Below are 17,416 nucleotides of genomic sequence, written 5' to 3' on the forward strand. Positions count from 1 at the left end.
CTCTCGGCGCTCGTGGCTCTCCCGGCACTCATGTCCGCTCCGGGGCTCATGCGGGGACCGGGATCGGCCGGCGGCCGTCCGCGGTGTGCAGGGTCAGTTCGGGCAGGTCGCGGTGGAGCGTGGTGCCCGCGGCAACGACCGCGTGGCGGCCGACGGTGACACCGGCGAGCACGGTGGCGCGGGCGGCGACCCAGGCTCCGTCCTCGACGGTGATGGGGGCGTTGCGGTAGCGGAAGTCCGCGGCCCGGTGGTCGTGGCTGCCGGTGCACAGCAGCGCCTCCTGGGAGACGCAGACGTTGGCGCCGAGGGTGATGGGCTCGAGGTTGAGCAGCCAGGCGCCCTCGCCGATCCAGGTGTGGTCGCCGACGGTGAGCTTCCACGGCCACAGGACCCGCACCCGGTGGCGTATCAGCACGCCTTCGCCGATCCGCGCCCCGAAGGCGCGCAGCAGCGCGACCCGCAGCCGGGCCGGGCAGAACCAGGCCATGAAGACGGTGTTCATCACCGCGAACCACAGCGCCTGGGTCAGCTTCCCGCGGCCCTTGTCGTATCCGGCCAGCGTAAAGGCCGGGAGATTACGCATCATCCACCCCCACCGGCGCCTCCCCTGGCGCCCGGACGCTCAGCCTAACGGTTGACGCAAGGTGACGTCGTGGCCGTCGGTACACTGCCGCGAGGTGCAATTCTGGGGGCGGCGATGACAACAACCGACGTGCGCGGTCAGGACGGAAACGTTTCTGACGCGACCGCGACCACGGCCTCGCCCGCCCGGCGGCCGCTGCTGCTGCCACCCCCGGTCGCGCCCCGGACGCTGCTGTCCCGCGCGGCGTCCGTGCCGCTGGCGCTCGGTCTGACCGTCTTCCTGCCGCTGCTGGTGGCGGTCCAGACGGGCACGGGCGTCCATGACGCCGCGTACTACCTCCAGATCGCGCTGACCATGTACGCGGGCGCCCGGCTCTCGGCCATGATCCTCACCAGCCGCCGCAAGCTGCTCCAGGGCTCCTTCTGGCTCTTCGTCTACATGGCGATGGGCGTCGCGCCGCTCGCGCAGGCCGTCCTCGGCCGGGTGCCGACGCCGGTGGTCGGGCCCCGCTCGGACCTGACCCTGGCCGTGGCGCTGGTGCTGGTCGGCTGCGCCGCCTTCGACGTGGGCTCGCTGCTCGCTCGCGGCCGGCCGGACGGCGCGGGGCGCGGGGAGAAGCGCCCGGCGCTGGTGCACCGGCGCAGGCTGCATCTGCTGGTGTTGCTGGCCTTCGCGTGCAGTGGTCTGTTCGTGGTCAAGCTGGGCGGCCCCGCGGTGTTCTTCAGCAGCCGTCAGGAGATCATCGCGGGGATCGAGGAAGCCGGCGTCTCCCAGGCCGACTCGCAGGCCGGCCAGGCCTTCCTGCGCGGCTTCGGGACCGTGCCCGCGCTCATCGCCCTGCTGGCGTACGCCCGCTGGCTGGTCACGTCCTGGCGAGCCCGCCGCTCCCCCACGGTCATCGGGGTCTTCCTGGCCCTGATCGCGCTCAACCTGGTCGTCAACAACCCGATCTCGAACCCGCGGTACTGGTTCCTGACGGTGATGTTCGCGCTGCTGTTCACGGTCTTCCCGGTGAGCGCGGCGATGTACCGCTCCGCGCTGAGCCTCGGCGTCATCATGGCGCTGGTGGTCTTCCCCATCTCCGACCGGTTCCGCTACGACGAGAAGAACTACAAGCCCGTCGAGTCGACGTCGCTGCTCGAACCGCTGGCGATGAAGGACTACGACCAGGTCGGCATGTTCGCCAACACCATCACCTTCGTCGACTCCGGCGCCCGGCACCGCTTCGGGCGGCAGCTGGCCGGGTCGGTGCTGTTCGCGGTGCCCCGGTCGGTGTGGGCGGGCAAGCCCCGCGACACGGGCGTGATGGTGGGCCAGTGGATGGGGGCGGTCAACACCAATCTGTCGTCGCCGATCTGGGCCGAGCTGTGGATCGACTTCGGTCCGCTCGGCATGGCCGGCGGGATGGCGGCGATGGGGTACGCCGCGGCGCGCGTGGACCGCCGCTTCGCCGCCCGCGGCACCCGGCGGGCGCCGCCGGGCAGTCTGATCTCGCTGGTGGTGCCGCTGGTGGCGGGCTACTCCTTCATCCTGCTGCGCGGGCCGCTGCTCCAGGCCTCGGGCCGGGTGGCGATCGCGCTGATCTGTATCGCGCTGATCACCACCTGGCGTCAGGACAAGGGCGCCGTACTGCGCTGATCCGGGGCCGGTGCCCGCTCGGGGGCCGTCTTGACGACCTTGGTCCAGGCGGCGGCGGCCTTGAGCGCGGAGCCCGCGGCAAGCCCCCAGGCGGCTCCGGGCGCGCCCGCGAGGAGATAGCCGCCGAGCATCAGGGCGACCGACAGCAGCGAGAAGACGACCTGCAGGGAGAGCGTGGCGCGGGGGCTGAGCACCCGCAGCGTGACCAGGGCGCAGGTGCCGAGGGCCATCACCGCGTACTGGCTGCCGGTGGCGGGCAGCAGCGCGGACGCCGACTGCCAGGTCGCGCCGAGGAGTTCTCGGCCGAGGTGGTCCGGCAGGACGTACAGGACGGCGGCCCAGCCGAGGGCGACGGCGGCGAGGACCGCGCCGAGCGCGGCCGCGGCGCGGCCGGTGGCCCGCTTGCCGCCGAGCCGGCCGAGGACCGGCGGGCCGAAGGCGTTGACCGAGGTGAACAGGGTGTTGAGGGGCCCGAAGAGGGTGCTCGCGCCGCGCAGCGCGCCGACCGCGAGCGGGCTGGCGAAGAGTCCGAGGCCGAGGACGGCGAGCTGGCTGGAGGCGTTGCCCACGGCGAACTCGACGACGAAGCGCCGCCCGAGATGGCCGCGGCGCAGATAGCTCCGTACGTCGCCGGGGCGGCCCGCGGTGTACGGCCGCAGCAGGGCGAGCGCCAGCAGGACCGCGGGCAGCGCGGTCAGCCCCCAGACGGCCACCAGCCGCCCGGGCGAGGCGTGGTGGGGCTGTATCAGCAGCGCGGGCACGACACAGGCCAGGCGCAGCGTGTCGGCGGCGAGGGCCAGCTGGGGGCGGCGCAGCGCCGAGAAGCAGTAGCGCAGGGCGTCCTGGAGGAGGACGAGCGGCAGCACGGCGCCGAGCGCGAGGAAGGCGTGGCCGGTGGGGCCGCCCGCGAGCGCGCCGCCCGCCGCGAGCGGCAGGGCGGCGAGGGCGGCGGCCCCGGCCGTGAAGACGGCCGAGGCGCGGGCGGCGGCGCCGACATGCCGGTCCTCGCCGCGCACGAGGACCAGGCTCTGGCCGACGTAGGCGGTGTTGAGGCCGAGGAGGACCGTGAAGGTGACGTAGACGAGGGAGAACGCGGCGAATCCGCTCGCGGTGGAGGTCCGTGCCGCGATCACCAGGACCGCGATGTTGGTCAGGCTGGACGCCGCCTGGTCGAGGACCGAGGCGGCGACGGTGACCGCACGTCTCACCGATCGCCCAGGCGCACCGAGCGCAGGGTCACGGTGTCGGAGCCGTCGCCGCGGATGACCTGTTCGGGTTCGGGGTCGTGCTCGGGCGGTCCGGGCCGCTCGGAGCGGCCCCGGCTGCCGCCGCGCCGGGTGCCCTGTTTGGCGCCCTTGCCGCCGCGGCCCGACGGGGGGTGGGTGACGGCGCCGAGGACCGTTCCGCCGGCGCCTGTGATGAGTTCGCGGATGCGCTGGAGGTCGGTGCGGTGGGCGCTGCGCAGGTCGCAGACGATCAGGACGCCGTCGACGCGGTCGACGAGGGCGAGCGCGTCGGCGTAGGCGAGGACGGGCGGGGCGAGGACGATGACGGTCGCGTTGGACGAGTCGGCCTCGGCGATGAGCCGGCTCGCCCGCGGGGAGGTCAGCGCGCCGGCCACGTTGCGTACCTTCTCGCCCGGTACGAGCCCGAAGGAACCGGACTCGCCGGCGTCCACGGACAGCTGGCGCTGGCCGGGCCAGCCGTGGTCGTCCAGGCCCGCCATGTCGATGGGCTGGCTCCAGCGGGGCGCGCCGGTGGAGTTGGCGCGCAGCCGGCCGGCGAGGGTCGGGGTGCGCAGGTCGGCCTCGATGAGCAGGACGTCCTTGCCGGTCTCGGCGAAGGCGGCGGCGAGGTTGGAGGCGACGGCGACGGCGCCTTCGTTGTTGCCGCGCGGGGCGACGACCAGGAGCCGGCGGCGGTCGCCGAAGCGCTGGTCGTAGGCGAGCCGGAAGGCGACGGAACGATACTCCTCGCTGACGCGGGGGTCCGCGTGCTCGGCGGGCAGCAGGGCGTCGGTGGCGCCACGCGGCAGGGTGCCGAGCACGGGGGCGCGCACGGCGCGTGCGACGTCCCCGGCGGAGCGCGGGGCGGGGTCGAAGACGAGCCGGACCCAGGCGGCGAGCAGTCCGAGGGCGATGCCGACGAGCCCGCCGAGGCCGAGGCTCATGAAGAGGCTGGGGCCGTCGCTGTAGCCGGGCGGGGTGGCCGTACGGATGACGGTGCCGGGGGTCATGTCGAGCGCCCGGTAGTTGCTGACCCGGCCCTCGAGCTCGATCAGCCGGTTGGCGAGGTTGGCCTTGACGCCCAGTTCGGCGTCGCGGGCCGCGCCCTCCTTCATCCGGTCGACCTTCTTCTCCTGCGCGTCGTGCTTGGCGGCGACCTCGTCACGCTGCTTGACGAGGCCGGCGAGCATGCTGTCGCGCTGGTCGGACCATTCCTTCTTGCGCAGGTCCAGATAGGCCTGGGTGAGGGCGTTGGCGCGGTCGGCGGCGGCCTTCGGCTCGTCGGCGGTGTAGGAGAACTGGAGCACCATCGACTGCGGCGGGTTGGTGACCTGGAGGTCCTTCTGGAGCTTCCCGAGCGTTCCGGTCCAGCCGAGCCGCTTGGCGGCGCCCTCGGCGACGCTGCTGGAGAGCGCGGTCTGCCGTTCGGACCCCATGTTGACGGTCTTGTCCTGGGAGATGCTGGGGTTGAACGGGTCGCTCGTGGGGGCCCTGAGCTTGACCTGGCTGGTGGCGACGTAGGTGTCGGCGCTGGCGATGCCGAGCCAGGCGCCGCCGAGCAGGCCGATGCCGATCCCGGCGCCGATGATGCGGCGATAGCGCAGCAGTTGGCGGAACTGGTCCCGCAGCATCTCCGGCTCGTCGTTCTCGACCGCTGCGACGTACGTGGTGGTCACGTGGCCGGCACCCCCATGGCTTCCTCGATCAGTGCGTCGATCCGGGCGAGCCCTGCCCGCTTGGTCAGATGGGCCTCGACATGGCGGGGTCCCTGGGCGCCGAGCGCCTCGGCGGCGGCCGGATCGTCCGCGAGTCTACGGACCGCGGCGAGCAGGGCGTCGGGGTCCTCCGGTGCGACGAGGACGCCGGCTCCGGAGCGGCGTACCTCCTGGGCGGTGCCGCCCTCGGCGGCGACGGAGGCGACGACGGGCCGGCCGGCGGCGAAGTAGGAGGTCAGCTTGGAGGGGACGCTCATGTCGAGGACGGAGGCCCGCTGGGTGACGGCGAGGACGTCGGCGGCGGCGAGGACGTCGGGGAACTCGTCGTCGCCGACGGGCTCCAGGAAGTGGAGGTTGGGTATCCCGGCAGCGAGCTGTCCGAGATGGGCGCGCTGGTTGCCGTCGCCGAGGAGGACCACGCGGACGGCGGGGTCGCGGCGGGCGGTCTCGACGAGGACTTCCAGGCCCTGCTTGAGGCCCATGTTGCCGGAGTGCAGGACGACGGTCTCGCCGTCGGCCCAGCCGAGCCGGGCGCGGGTCTTCTCGCGGGGTTCGCTCGGGCCGCTGACGTGCGACCAGTTGGGGACCAGGCGGATGCGGCCGGGGTCGACGCCGAGGCCCTTGACCTTGTCGACGAAGGTCTCGTGGATGACGCCGACGAGGGTGGCCGAGCGCAGGGCGTAGGCCTCGGCGCGGGAGGCGAGGGCGGCAGCGCGGTCGCCGCCGCGTATGCCGCTCTGGGCGGCCGCGGCGCCCATCAGGTCCTGGACGACGGGCACGTACGGTACGCGCCAGCGCGACGCAAGCCGGGCGCCTATGACGCCGCCGGCGAGGCTCGGCATCTGGGCGAGGACGGCGTGCGGCCGGGCCATGGAGGGCGGGGCGAGCAGGCCGTGCAGCAGGACGGAGGCCTCGAAGGTGGCGCGCTTCAGGGCGGTCTGGCGGGGCGGGACGGTGTGGCGGCGCCGGTGCAGGACGACTCCGGCCCGCTCCTCGGTGCGCCGCCAGGCTCCGGCGTAGGCCGGGTCGAGCGACCAGGACGGGTAGTGCGGCATCCCGGCCAGGACATGGGTCTCATGGCCGAGGCTCGCCCAGTGTTCGGCGATCTGGGTCGCGTACGGGCCGATCCCGGCGTGCTCGGGCGCGTAGTTGGTGGACACCATCAGGAGCCGCCGGCGCGTCGTGGCCGCCGTCTGTCCGGTGCCAGTGGATTGCGTCACGCGTTCTGATCCCTCTCCCCCTACGAACCGGCCCTCACCCTAATCGTTCAGTCGGTGTGCACGGAACGTGCACGCTATCGTCGGTACCTCCTTCGCGCTGGGGAGCGCGGACGCACAGGGGGGTACACATGACCACAAGCAGGCCCTATCGCGTCGGATACGCACCTGGAGCCTACGATCTGTTTCATATAGGACATCTCAATATCCTTCGGCACGCGCGGAGTCAGTGCGACTACCTCGTCGCCGGAGTGGTGTCCGACGAGATGGCGGAGCTGGCGAAGGGCCGGCGTCCGATGATCCCGCTCGTGGAGCGGCTGGAGATCGTGCGCAGTGTGAAGTACGTCGACGCGGCCTTCGTGGAGACCGTGCCCGACAAGCTGGAGACCTGGAAGCAGGTGCGGTTCGACGTCCTGTTCAAGGGCGACGACTGGCGTGGCACGCCCAAGGGCGAGAAGCTGGAGCGCGATTTCGCGTCGGTGGGTGTGGAGATCGTCTACTTCCCGTACACGGTCCACACCTCCAGCACCCAGCTGCGGCGTGCGCTCGACCTCCTGACCCAGGAGGCCGAGCCGCAGGTCAGCGGGGAACGGCGCTGAGTTCCCGGAACCACTTGGCGAGGAACGCCACGAGGAACAGAGCGGCGGCGATCCCGAGCGCGCTGTAGCCCCAGCGGAACAGACTCCCGCCGCCGAGCAGCAGGAACACCAGGCAGAAGATACCGTGGTCGACGGGGAGCAGGGCGACCGCGCGCAGGGTGGAGGGCGCGGCGGCGGGGGTGCCGGGGGCGGGGCGTGGCTTGAGTTTCTCGGTGAGCAGTCCGCCGAAGAAGGTGACCACGGCGGCGAGCTGGAAGCCGAGCGGGACCAGCAGCCAGGTGTCCCCGGTGAGCCCGAAGTGGTCGGGGTGGCGGTAGAAGGCGATCAGGACGGCGGTGTGCAGCGCCGTGATCTTGGCGCAGTCGACGACATGGTCGAGCCATTCGCCCGCGGGGCTGCCGCCGCCGCGCAGCCGGGCGAGCTGCCCGTCGGCGGAGTCGAAGGCGAAGCCGACCGCGAGGCCCAGCCAGACGAGCAGGCCGAGGCTCCAGCTCGGCTCGCCGAGCGCCACGGCGGCGACGGCGGCGAAGCTGAAGGCGGCGCTGATCAGGGTGACCTGATTGGGGGTGAGTCCGGCGCCGTACGCGCCGGCCGCGAGGTACCGCCCGACCGGGCGGTTCACGAAGCGTGAGTAGAGCGAGACGCCTTTCGCCGACTTCTGGGCGGATCTCAGCTCGGACAGAGCGGTAGTGACAGTTCCCATGGCCCCCCCGGGTCAACATATGTACGACGTGGCGGCCCATCATCGCAGGCAGGGTTGGGGCGGGTGTACGGAAGGGTCCGCTCCGCTCAGCGGGCGCCGGGGTGCGGGTCGAGCCAGTCCGTGTCGGCCCAGACGACGCCCTGGGGGAGCCGCCGGCCGTAGCGCGGGTCGTGAGCGACGCGGTGGCGGACGCTGTCGTGGACCGCGGCCCCGGCCGGGGCGGTACGGCTGCGGTACGTGAGCAGGGCCCAGACGCGGCCATTGCGGTGGACGGTGCCGAGCGCGTGTCCGGCGTCGACGGTCAGGGCGGTCGGGTAGGCGGTGTCCTTCAGGAGAAGTCCTGCGTCGAGGGCGCCGTCGACGATCCATTTGAGGGCGATCGTGGGGAGTTGGGGGTCGTCGTCGAAGGTGCCGCCGACATCGGAGTGGACTCCGGCGAACCACACCTGCTCCATCAGCGCGGGCGCCGGGCGGGGCATCCTGGGCGGCTCGATCAGATACTCCTCGTACGGTCTGCGCCGCTCGTCGAGGGAGACGGCGTGGCGGGCCCGGCACGCGTTGGGGAGCTGGCGGGTGTGCAGCCAGCGCAGGTTCCAGCGCAGCAGGCCGGCGGCCTTCACCGAGTCCCACAGGCCCAGGTAGTCGACGGGGATGCCGAAGTGGCCGGCGACGGGCACGCTGAACGTGCCCGCGAAGCGGTGGAGTTGGTCCCAGTCGTCCTTCTTCCAGTCGCGGTTCTTGGCGTAGACGCCGATGGCGTACGGGACGAGGTTCTCCGAGCCGGGCCGCAGCAGGCCCACGGCCTGGAGGAGGCCGGCGAGCGCCCGTGCGGTGTACGCGCCACGGCTGAAGCCGAAGAGGTAGAGCCGGTCGCCGGGCTCGTAGTGCCGCATCAGATACGTGTACGCCTCGGCGAGGTTGGTCTTGAGGCCGGAGCCGAAGGCGCGTCCGGAGAGGCGGGAGAGCTTGCGGCTCGGCGCGGTCCAGGCACCCGCGGCGGAGAAGGTCCCGACGCCGGGGTCGTAGTAGGCGATCTGCCGGGTGGGGTCGCCGAGGTCGAGCATCTCGTAGAGGCGTACGACGTTGGTGTTTCCGCTTGCTTTGAGCTGATTGCCCGTCCCGTCCAGGCAGACGACGATGTTCTTGGACATCCCGGCCTCCGAGCGGCATAAGGCGCATTTCCTCATATAATAGTGGTGTTGTCTCCTACTGGCCGTGGGGAGGATCCATGGCCCGCTTCACGGTTCAGCTGGACGAGAGCGCCGAGGAGGCGCGTACGCACGCACTGGTCATCGGGGTGGGCGCGTACCGCCATCTGATCGGCGGGGCCGCACCGGTGGACGATCCGCACGGACTTCGTCAGCTCTCCTCGCCGCCGGTCTCCGCCCGGGCCTTCGCGACCTGGCTGCTCACCGAGTACAACGAGCCGGGCAAGCCCCTGGGCAGTCTGGCGCTGCTGCTGAGCGAGCCCGCCCCCGCCCCCTTCCGCGATCCGCGGACCGGGCAGGACCACACGGTCGAGGAGGCGACGATCGACAACGTCGAGGCCGCCGTACGGGAGTGGAAGGCCCGCGCCGACCGGCGCGACGACGACCGGATTGTCTTCTACTTCTGCGGCCACGGCGTCTCGCTCGGCAACGACATGTCCCTGCTCGCCTCCGACGTCTTCGCCGACGTGGACAGCCCGCTCAACGGCGCGCTGAACTTCACCGAGCTGTGGCGCGGGCTCATCCGCTGCCGGGCCGCGCAGCAGGTCTTCTTCGTCGACGCCTGCCGGGCCGGCCCCGACCGGCTGATCCGGCAGGCGGGCGGCGGATTCGCCGGACGCGTCCCGGTCGCCGGCGGTGAGGAGCGCCCCGCCGGATTCGCACCGCGCCAGTACGCCGTCTACTACGCCACCCTGGACGGCGAGGGGTCGCACGCCCGGACCGGCCAGGTCAGCCTCTTCACCGACGCGCTGCTGCGCAGCCTCGCCGGCTCCGGCAGCGAGAACACGACCGACGAGACCTGGCGGGTCAGCACTCCCACCCTCCAGCTGGCGATCGGCCGTTTCATGAAGGAGCCGCAGTTCGCCGGGGAGTTCGCGGGAGTCCAGGTCCCGGTCAGCCCCGAATCCTTCGACTTCGACCTGCACGAGCTGACGGGCGACCCGATCGTCCCCGTCTACATCGGCTGTTCCCCGCGCGAGGACAACGAGTTCGCCGAATTCGTCTGCCTCGGCGACACCGTTCCCGAGCGTCGCCGCACCCTCGCCGACATCGACGCGAGCGATCCCACCGCCGAATGGCCCCTGGACCTGCCCCTGGGGAACTACACCGTCGCGGCGCGCTTCGACGGCCGGCCGCCACGCGACGGCCGGTTCGAGGCCCGTCCGCCCCTGCGCCGGATCGGACTGAAACCATGAGCACGTCGCTCGCCGTCAGCCTGTCCCTCTCCACGTACGAGAACGACGTCGCGGACGGCGCGATGATCGTCGGCGACATCCACGCGGCCGACCCGCGGGGCACGTCGCTGCGGGGCATCGTGATCCCGTGCGGGAGCCGGCCCGAGCCGAAGATGTACGAGGTACCGCCCGGCCGCTACGTCGTCTCGGCGGCCCTGCCGTCCGGTCTGGTGCTCACCGAGGACGTGGAAGCGGTCGCGCACGAGACCACGCCGGTGATCCTCGACCTGGCCGACTCGCCCTACGAGACGCACTCCTGGCAGTACCTCATGGGCAACATCGAACGGAACCGGGTCTACCACGGCACGGCGGAGATGGCGCCCGCACGCTCCCCCGGCTCGCGGTCCATGGCAGCGGCGCCGCCCGGCCCCGACGGGGTGATCCCCGAAGCCACCGCCGACCGCACGGTCACCGCGACCTGGATCGGGGACACCTGGCCCGGCAGCTGGAGCTTCCCGGCTCTGCTGGCCGCCGCCGAGGACGAGACGGACACCCCGCTCGCGGGGCTGACGGAGCGCGTCCCGGGCGTCGTCCTCACCCCCGATGTCAGCAACGACGCGCTCTCGCCGCTGTACCGCTTCGGCCGCCAGGGCCCCGTCGGCGTCCGGGGTGCCCACCCCGAAGGCCGCCAGTTCCTGGTCGTCGAAGTGGCCGGATCGCTGCGCCTGGTCACCCTCCCGCTGCCCTGGGGCGACGCCCAGGTCGAGGTCATGGTCAACGCTAGGCAGAGCCCGACCGGCAGCGCCGTCGCCGTGACCGTCCGGGACCCGCTGCTCGGCGCGGCACTCGCCTACATGGCGCAAGGGGCGCTCGCGACCGCCGCCGCGCTCTTCGGCGACATGAAGCCCTTGTTCCACGACATGAACAAGCCGCTCGCCGCGACGGCCGGGGCGTACGTCCTGCTCGGCACCGACCACCACGGCGACGAAAAGTACTGGGACCCCTGGCTGGAGCGGCTGGCGTGGCAGACGACCCCACCGCCGTACTGGCTCCCCGACCCGCTGGTGCTGCTCGCGGTCCGGCTGCTGCGCCGCTCGACGTCCGGCGAGGACCGGGCGCGGGCGCGCGACGCACTGGTCAGCGCCTTCCACTGGGGCGTGCCGCTCTACACCCTCGGACTGACCTGGCTCATCGACGCGCTCGCGGCGTTCCCCGACGACGAGGAGTGCGTGCGCTGCCTCGACCAGGCGCGGCGGCTGTCGTGGCTGGCCGACACGCGTGAGCCGTTCCTGATTCTCGATCTCGGCGAAGGGAGGGCGTGATGATCCGGCTCACGATGCTGCCCGGCCGGGACGGGGACTGCCTGCTCCTGGAGTACGGCACCGACGACTTCGTCCGGCGCATTCTCGTCGACGGCGGCCGCTCCGGCACGTACCCGCTGGTCAAACCCGTGCTGAAGGAGCTCGGCGGCCTCATCGACCTGCTGGTCGTCACCCATGTCGACCAGGACCACATCCTCGGGGTGCTGGCCATGCTGGAGGACCCCGCCCGACCGGTGGAGTTCGGCGACGTGTGGTTCAACGGCTTCGACCATCTGCACGACGGCGAGGTGTTCGGCGCGCCGGACGGGGAGCGGCTGACCACCGCCCTGACCGAACAGGACCTGCCCTGGAACGAGGCCTTCGACGGGCGCAGCGTCGAGGTGGACCACCAGCCGAGCTGGTTCGACGACGGCTCCACGATGGAGGTGCTCGCACCCGACCGCACCCTGCTGACCAAGCTCGTACCGCGCTGGGAGCGGGAATGCCGTGAGGCCGGTCTGATGCCCGGTGTGGAGCCGGCGCCGCAGATCCCCGGCTTCGAGAGCTTCGGCGGCGCCGACGCCGACGTCGACGCCCTGGCCGCCCGCCCCTTCAAACGGGACGGCTCCCCCTCCAACCGCACCAGCATCGCCCTGCTCTTCGAATTCGAGGGCAAGCGGATCGTCCTCACCGGCGACGCCGACGACCCCCGGCTGGTCGCCTCGATCCGGCCGCGCGCCGAGGCGGAGGGCGGCAGGATGCGCCTGGACGCGCTGAAGGTGGCCCATCACGGCAGCGCCGCCAACATCTCCAACGACCTGCTGGGCCTGCTGGACTGCGGCCGCTATCTGATCTCCACCGACGGCAGCGTCCACGGACACCCCGACGACGTCGCCATGGCCCGGATCGTCAAGAACGGCGGCCCGGAGAAGGAGCTGTTCTTCAACTATCGCGACCGCGCCGAGCTGTGGGACATCGCCGCTCTCAAGGAGAGGTTCGGCTACCGGGTGACCGCGCCCGCCGAGGACGGCCGCGACGGCTTCGTCACCGTGGAGTTCTGAGCCGGCCCCCCGCTCATGGACCGCGCCGAGATGCGTGGCACCACGGCCGGGGCGCATCCTGGCAGTGTGACCTGGTACGGCGCGGCCGGGCAGGCCCCGCCGACCGAAGGCGGGGCTGTGCCCGGGAGACCGCACAGCGACGGCCGCGAGCCGGGCCGACTGACGCTGGCGCTCGCCGAGGCCACGGTGAACGCCATCGAGTCCGTCGGCGGATACGCGGGCGGCGTCTACCTGCGCTCGGGCACCCCGCATCTGCTGCGGCTCGCGCTCATGGCCGGGCTGCCCGCCTCGATCTTCCGCCCCTGGTGGCGCATGCATGTGAACCGGCCCCTCCCGGTGGCCGAGGCGCACCGCTCGGGCCGGCCCGTCCTCCTCGCCGACGCGGAGGAGGCGATGCGGCTGTTTCCGCAGCTCATGGCGAGCCTGCCGTTCCCCTTCTCGTCCCTGTACGCACCGGTCGCGGCCAGTGACGAGAGGTTCGGGGTGCTCGTGGTGCTGCGCCCCGCCACACCCGGCGAGCCCGTCACGGCGGCCGACCGGCGGCGGATGACCGAGGCGGGCGTGCGGCTCGGCGCGGCCCTCGCCGAGGTCGAGGCCATCGAGCACGTCGTCTGGGACCAGGAGCCCGTCTCGATCCAGCTGCCCTCGATCACCGCCCCGCCGGTGCGGATCGGCTACTTCGACTGGGATCTGAGCACCGGGGCCGTCACCCCCGACGACGGGCTCTGCGCCATCCTCGGGACCGATCCGGTCCACTTCGACGGCACCATCGAGGCGCTGGCCTCCCGGATGGCCCCGGAGGACGCGTACGGGCTGTGGGCGGTGGCCCGCCAGTCCGCCGAGTCGGGGCGCCCGGCGACCCGCCGGATGCGGCTGCGCGGCCCGGACGGGCGGCCCCACCTGCTGGAGATCTCCGCCCGGGCCGATCCGCCGGGCGCCGGGCCGGGCCGCCGGCTGACCGGCTTCCTGGTCGACCTGGGCACCGGCCCGGTCGCCGAGGCGGGCGACCGGGTGCCCAGGGCCATCCTCGCCCTGGACCGGCTGGGGCGGATCACCTACCTGAACCGCGCCACGGAGCAGCTGCTCGAACAGCCCGCGGCCGACCTGATCGGGGAGCTGCTGTGGGACGCGGTGCCGTGGTTCGGGCACCCCGCCCACGAGGAGCATCTGCGGGCGGCGCTGCTGTCCGACAAGGCCGTGCACTTCATGGCCCGCCGCGCCCCGCAGAAATGGCTGTCGGTCTCCCTCTATCCCGGCCACGACGGCCTGACGGTCCTGTTCGCCGAGACCGAGCACCCCACGTACGCGCCCGGGTCGGTCGTCCACCCGTCGGCGTCGCTCGGCTCCCCCGCCGACCGGGCCACGGCGCTCTACCGGCCGGTGGCCCTGGCCATCGCGCTCACAGAGGCGGTCACCGCCCGCCAGGTGTCCGCCGTGGTGACCGAGGAGCTGCTGCCCGCCTTCGGCGGCCGGCAGCTCGCCATCTATCTGTTCAAGGAGCGCCATCTGTACCTGGCCTGGGAGACCGGCTTCCCGCAGGGGTTCCTCAACCGCTTCGACGGCGTGTCCCTCGACGCCCGCCTCCCCGGCGTCGAGACGCTCACCTCCGGCCGCCCGATCTTCTTCGAGTCGATGGAGCACCTGGCCGCCGCCTACCCGGGCATCCCGCTGGACGCCAACAGCGGCGCCCGCGCCTTCCTGCCGCTGATCGCCTCGGGCCGCCCGGTCGGCTCCTGCATCCTCGGCTTCGACCGGCCGCGCGGCTTCAGCCCCGAGGAGCGTACGGTCCTCACCGCGCTGGCCGGGCTCATCGCCCAGGCCCTCCAGCGGGCCACCCGCTACGACACCGAGGTCGCCCTCGCCCGCGGCCTGCAGGACGCGCTGCTGCCGCACCGGCTGCCGGTCCGCGAGGGGGTCGACACCGTCGGACGGTACCTGCCGGGCACCCAGGGCATGGACGTGGGCGGCGACTGGTACGACGTCGTGGTCACCGGCGGCGGACTGCTCGCCCTGGTCATCGGCGACGTCCAGGGCCATGGCGTGGCGGCCGCCGCCACCATGGGGCAACTGCGCAGCGCCCTGCGGGCGTTCGCGCTCAGCGGGCACGATCCGCAGGAGGTGCTCCGGGGCACCAACCGGCTGCTGATCGACCTCGACCCCGGCCAGATCGCCAGCTGCTGCTACATCGTCCTGGACCCCGCCACCGGCCACACCCAGGCCGTCCGGGCGGGCCACCCCCAGCCGCTGCTGCGCCACCCCGACGGCCGGACCGAGGTCCTCGAACTCGACGGCGGGGTCGTCCTGGGCGTCGACGACGAGGCCACGTACCCGGTCACGGAGATGTACCTGGAACCGGGCGCCGTGCTCGCCCTGTTCACCGACGGGCTGGTGGAGCGGCCGGGCAGCGACATCGACCGCGGTGTGGAGCGGCTGTCCCGGTCGCTGTCCGTGGTCGGCCCCGCGTCCCTGGCCGAGACCGCCGACCGGCTGATCCGCGAGGCCCGGCAGTCCCCCGACCGGCCGGACGACATCGCGCTGCTGCTCGCCGCCCGCCGGGCGGAGGGATCATGAACGCCTTCCATCCGGCCAAGGACGCCGACCAGCCCGGCCCGCTCGACGTCTCCCGGGCGGCGACGGCGGTCCTCGACGCCGACGGGACGGTGACGGGCTGGAGCCCGACGGCGCAGGAACTCCTCGGCTACTCCCCCGAGGAGATCCTGGGACGGCCGGCCGACACCCTGCTGGCTGACGGCGGCGCCGGAAGCCTGCTGGAGGCGGCCCGCACCGGCCGCCGGGTGCTGCACGTCCGCCACCGCGACGGCCGTACGCTCCGGGTCGCGGCCGCCGCCACCACCCTCACCACCCCCGACGAGCGGCCCGCCCGGCTCCTCGCCCTCGCGGACGCGCAGGAGTCGGAGGAGTCGGAGGCGCTGCAGGCGATGCTCCGGGGGCTCGCCACCCAGTCGCCGGTCGGTCTTGCCATCTACGACACCGCGCTGCGGGTGGTGTGGACGAACGCGGCCCTCTACGAGGAAATGGGGACCGCCGACTATCTGGGGGTGGGGCCGGACGAGATGGTGGCCGAGGGTGAGGTGCTGTCCGCGCGGTACCCGCCGACGCTGGAGGAGACGATGCGTCAGGTGCTGGACACCGGCGAGCCGGTGATCGAGCTCCACTACCGCGGCCGGCCACCGGGCGATCCGGAGCGCGACCACGTCTGGTCGTGCTCGTACTACCGGCTGCGGGACGCGTCCAGCGTGACGCTCGGTGTGTGCGAGGAGACCGTGGACATCACCGAGCGGTACCTCGCCCAGCAGCGCCTGGACCTGCTGGTCCGCGCGGGCGCCCGGGTCGGGACGACGCTCGACATGGCCCGTACCGCCGAGGAGCTGGCGGCGGTCGCCGTCCCGCAGTTCGCCGACTCGATCACCGTCGACCTGATGGAGGCCGTACTGGAGGGCGAGCGGCCGGAGCCGGGAACCGAGCCGGACGGGCCGCTGGCCCGGGTATGGGGGGACACGCCCGCCCAGGCCCGCAGGCCCGCCGACCATCCGCGCGTCACCCATCCGCCGCGCAGCGCGCCGGCCCGCGCCCTGGCCTCCGGCCGCCCGGTGCACCAGCGCCCCCCGGACCACCCGGAGCGCATGCGGCTCGCGGTGCCGCTGCGGGCCGAGGTGGCGACGCTGGGCGTGGTCACCTTCGGCTGGGACCGGCACCCCGATCCGTTCGACGCCGGTGAACTGGCCGTCGCGGACGAGCTGGTGGCGCGCGCCGCCGTCTGCATCGACAACGCCCGCCGCTACACCCGCGAGCACTCCGCGGCGCTGATGCTCCAGCGCAGCCTGCTCCCCCAGAACGTGCCGGAGCTGACGGCGGTGGAGGTCTCCTCCCGCTATCTACCCGCGGACAGCAAGGCCGGTGTCGGCGGCGACTGGTTCGACGTCATCCCCCTGTCGGGGACGCGGGTCGGCCTGGTCGTCGGCGACGTGGTGGGGCACGGCCTGCGCGCGGCGGCCACCATGGGCCGGCTGCGTACGAGCGTACGGGCCTTCGCCCAGCTGGACCTCGCCCCGGACGAGCTCCTCGCCCGCCTGGACGACCTGGTCGGCCAGCCCGGCGACCGGGCGGACGAGGCCCTCGGGGTGACGTGTCTGTACGCGGTGTACGACCCGGTGTCGGGAGTGTGCCGGGCGGCCCGGGCCGGCCATCCGCCGCCCGCCGTGGTCGACCCCGCCACCGGCGAGGTCACCTTCCCCGACCTGCCCGCGGGCCCGCCGCTGGGCCTGGGCGGCCTGCCCTTCGAGATGGCCGAGCTGACCCTGCCGGCAGGCAGCGTGCTGGCCCTGTTCACCGACGGCCTCGTCCGGGCCCACGACCGTGATGTCGACGACCAGCTCGACCGCCTGCGCACGGTCCTGGCCGACCACGGCCGCCCGCTGGAAGACCTCTGCGACCGGATCACCGACGCCCTGCTGCCCGGCCCGCCCGACGACGACGTCGCCCTCCTCCTGATCCGTACCCGCATCCTGGACCACCACCGCACCGCGGAATGGGAACTGGCCGCCGACCCGGAGGTGGTGGGCCTCGCCCGCACGGCCGCCGCCTCCCAGGTCCGCAGCTGGAACCTGGACGAACTGGCCTTCACCACGGAGCTGGTGGTGAGCGAACTGGTCACCAACGCGATCCGCTACGCCGGTTCGGGCCCGGTCCGCCTGCGCCTGATCCGCGACCGCAGCCTGATCTGCGAGGTCTCCGACACCGGCCACACCTCCCCACACCTGCGCCACGCGGGCACCGACGACGAGGGCGGCCGCGGCCTGTTCCTGATCGCCCAGCTGACGCAGCACTGGGGGGCGCGCTACACCCCGACGGGGAAGACGATCTGGGCGGAACAGGCACTTCCGGCGGGCTAGTGCTGTGACCGGGAAGGTTCGCCGGGTTGCTCGTTGTGCTGGTTGGAAATGACTTACCCAACCAGCGTGGGGAGGCG

Annotated in this window: 13 protein-coding genes; 7 read left to right on the top strand and 6 right to left on the bottom strand. The window is 72.9% G+C overall.

Translation table 11 applies throughout. The features are described 5' to 3' along the window. Window positions 1-46: 46 nt before the first annotated feature. Entirely contained in the window at window positions 47-583 is a 537-nt protein-coding gene (locus tag ACZ7LT_RS10085; protein ID WP_106960028.1) for a WcaF family extracellular polysaccharide biosynthesis acetyltransferase, read from the bottom strand. A gap of 114 nt (window positions 584-697) precedes the next feature. Between ACZ7LT_RS10085 and ACZ7LT_RS10090 the strand changes: the two genes are divergently transcribed. Further along, complete coding sequence (locus ACZ7LT_RS10090; protein WP_471235512.1) at window positions 698-2,221, top strand: hypothetical protein; 1,524 nt, start codon at window positions 698-700, stop codon at window positions 2,219-2,221. On the opposite strand, the gene ACZ7LT_RS10095 is transcribed toward ACZ7LT_RS10090, so the two are convergent. From ACZ7LT_RS10095 to ACZ7LT_RS10105, 3 genes are read right to left on the bottom strand one after another with little or no spacing between them, the layout of a single operon-like run. Continuing rightward, window positions 2,194-3,429 (bottom strand): MATE family efflux transporter, encoded by a 1,236-nt coding sequence (locus ACZ7LT_RS10095; protein WP_471235513.1) that lies wholly within the window; start codon window positions 3,427-3,429, stop codon window positions 2,194-2,196. The two genes, ACZ7LT_RS10090 and ACZ7LT_RS10095, sit on opposite strands and share 28 nt — an antisense overlap. Further along, complete coding sequence (locus ACZ7LT_RS10100; RefSeq protein ID WP_471235514.1) at window positions 3,426-5,123, bottom strand: tyrosine-protein kinase domain-containing protein; 1,698 nt, start codon at window positions 5,121-5,123, stop codon at window positions 3,426-3,428. The genes ACZ7LT_RS10095 and ACZ7LT_RS10100 overlap by 4 nt, the downstream gene beginning before the upstream one ends. Beyond that, on the bottom strand, window positions 5,120-6,325 hold the full coding sequence (locus ACZ7LT_RS10105; RefSeq protein ID WP_471235623.1) for a glycosyltransferase family 4 protein: 1,206 nt from the start codon (window positions 6,323-6,325) through the stop codon (window positions 5,120-5,122). Before ACZ7LT_RS10105 ends, ACZ7LT_RS10100 begins: the two co-directional genes overlap by 4 nt. 185 nt (window positions 6,326-6,510) lie before the next feature. Here ACZ7LT_RS10105 and ACZ7LT_RS10110 point away from each other — a divergent pair, with 185 nt between their 5' ends. After that, window positions 6,511-6,978 (top strand): FAD synthase family protein, encoded by a 468-nt coding sequence (locus ACZ7LT_RS10110; RefSeq protein ID WP_471235515.1) that lies wholly within the window; start codon window positions 6,511-6,513, stop codon window positions 6,976-6,978. On the opposite strand, the gene ACZ7LT_RS10115 is transcribed toward ACZ7LT_RS10110, so the two are convergent. Both ACZ7LT_RS10115 and ACZ7LT_RS10120 read right to left on the bottom strand, forming a co-directional pair. Then, window positions 6,959-7,681 (bottom strand): CDP-alcohol phosphatidyltransferase family protein, encoded by a 723-nt coding sequence (locus ACZ7LT_RS10115; protein WP_471235516.1) that lies wholly within the window; start codon window positions 7,679-7,681, stop codon window positions 6,959-6,961. The two genes, ACZ7LT_RS10110 and ACZ7LT_RS10115, sit on opposite strands and share 20 nt — an antisense overlap. Window positions 7,682-7,767: 86 nt before the next feature. After that, window positions 7,768-8,832 carry a DUF2235 domain-containing protein gene (locus tag ACZ7LT_RS10120; RefSeq protein WP_471235517.1) on the bottom strand — a complete coding sequence of 355 codons (1,065 nt, stop codon included), beginning with the start codon at window positions 8,830-8,832 and terminating at the stop codon, window positions 7,768-7,770. Between the two features lie 77 nt (window positions 8,833-8,909). On the opposite strand from ACZ7LT_RS10120, the gene ACZ7LT_RS10125 reads away from it, so the two are divergent. Genes ACZ7LT_RS10125 through ACZ7LT_RS10145 form a run of 5 tightly spaced genes read left to right on the top strand, consistent with a single transcriptional unit; the run spans window position 8,910 to window position 17,339 of the window. Beyond that, a complete protein-coding gene (locus tag ACZ7LT_RS10125) occupies window positions 8,910-10,085 on the top strand; it encodes a caspase family protein (protein WP_471235518.1) in 1,176 nt (391 codons plus the stop codon). Further along, entirely contained in the window at window positions 10,082-11,386 is a 1,305-nt protein-coding gene (locus ACZ7LT_RS10130; RefSeq protein ID WP_471235519.1) for a hypothetical protein, read from the top strand. Before ACZ7LT_RS10125 ends, ACZ7LT_RS10130 begins: the two co-directional genes overlap by 4 nt. After that, entirely contained in the window at window positions 11,386-12,426 is a 1,041-nt protein-coding gene (locus ACZ7LT_RS10135; protein ID WP_471235520.1) for a ComEC/Rec2 family competence protein, read from the top strand. Before ACZ7LT_RS10130 ends, ACZ7LT_RS10135 begins: the two co-directional genes overlap by 1 nt. A gap of 30 nt (window positions 12,427-12,456) precedes the next feature. Continuing rightward, window positions 12,457-14,997, top strand: coding sequence for a SpoIIE family protein phosphatase (locus ACZ7LT_RS10140; protein WP_471235521.1), 2,541 nt, complete (start codon window positions 12,457-12,459; stop codon window positions 14,995-14,997). After that, entirely contained in the window at window positions 14,994-17,339 is a 2,346-nt protein-coding gene (locus tag ACZ7LT_RS10145) for a SpoIIE family protein phosphatase (RefSeq protein WP_471235522.1), read from the top strand. Before ACZ7LT_RS10140 ends, ACZ7LT_RS10145 begins: the two co-directional genes overlap by 4 nt. Window positions 17,340-17,416: the final 77 nt, after the last annotated feature.

The sequence above is a fragment of the Streptomyces sp. NPDC039465 genome, from assembly GCF_055639315.1.

Excerpts from the sequence above, each read along its gene's own strand:
- ACZ7LT_RS10085 (WP_106960028.1), bottom strand. The coding sequence starts at position 583 with ATGCGTAATCTCCCGGCCTTTACGCTGGCCGGATACGACAAGGGCCGC.
- ACZ7LT_RS10090 (WP_471235512.1), top strand. The coding sequence starts at position 698 with ATGACAACAACCGACGTGCGCGGTCAGGACGGAAACGTTTCTGACGCG.
- ACZ7LT_RS10105 (WP_471235623.1), bottom strand. The coding sequence starts at position 6,325 with ATGGTGTCCACCAACTACGCGCCCGAGCACGCCGGGATCGGCCCGTAC.
- ACZ7LT_RS10110 (WP_471235515.1), top strand. The coding sequence starts at position 6,511 with ATGACCACAAGCAGGCCCTATCGCGTCGGATACGCACCTGGAGCCTAC.
- ACZ7LT_RS10115 (WP_471235516.1), bottom strand. The coding sequence starts at position 7,681 with ATGGGAACTGTCACTACCGCTCTGTCCGAGCTGAGATCCGCCCAGAAG.
- ACZ7LT_RS10120 (WP_471235517.1), bottom strand. The coding sequence starts at position 8,832 with ATGTCCAAGAACATCGTCGTCTGCCTGGACGGGACGGGCAATCAGCTC.
- ACZ7LT_RS10125 (WP_471235518.1), top strand. The coding sequence starts at position 8,910 with ATGGCCCGCTTCACGGTTCAGCTGGACGAGAGCGCCGAGGAGGCGCGT.
- ACZ7LT_RS10130 (WP_471235519.1), top strand. The coding sequence starts at position 10,082 with ATGAGCACGTCGCTCGCCGTCAGCCTGTCCCTCTCCACGTACGAGAAC.
- ACZ7LT_RS10135 (WP_471235520.1), top strand. The coding sequence starts at position 11,386 with ATGATCCGGCTCACGATGCTGCCCGGCCGGGACGGGGACTGCCTGCTC.
- ACZ7LT_RS10140 (WP_471235521.1), top strand. The coding sequence starts at position 12,457 with ATGCGTGGCACCACGGCCGGGGCGCATCCTGGCAGTGTGACCTGGTAC.
- ACZ7LT_RS10145 (WP_471235522.1), top strand. The coding sequence starts at position 14,994 with ATGAACGCCTTCCATCCGGCCAAGGACGCCGACCAGCCCGGCCCGCTC.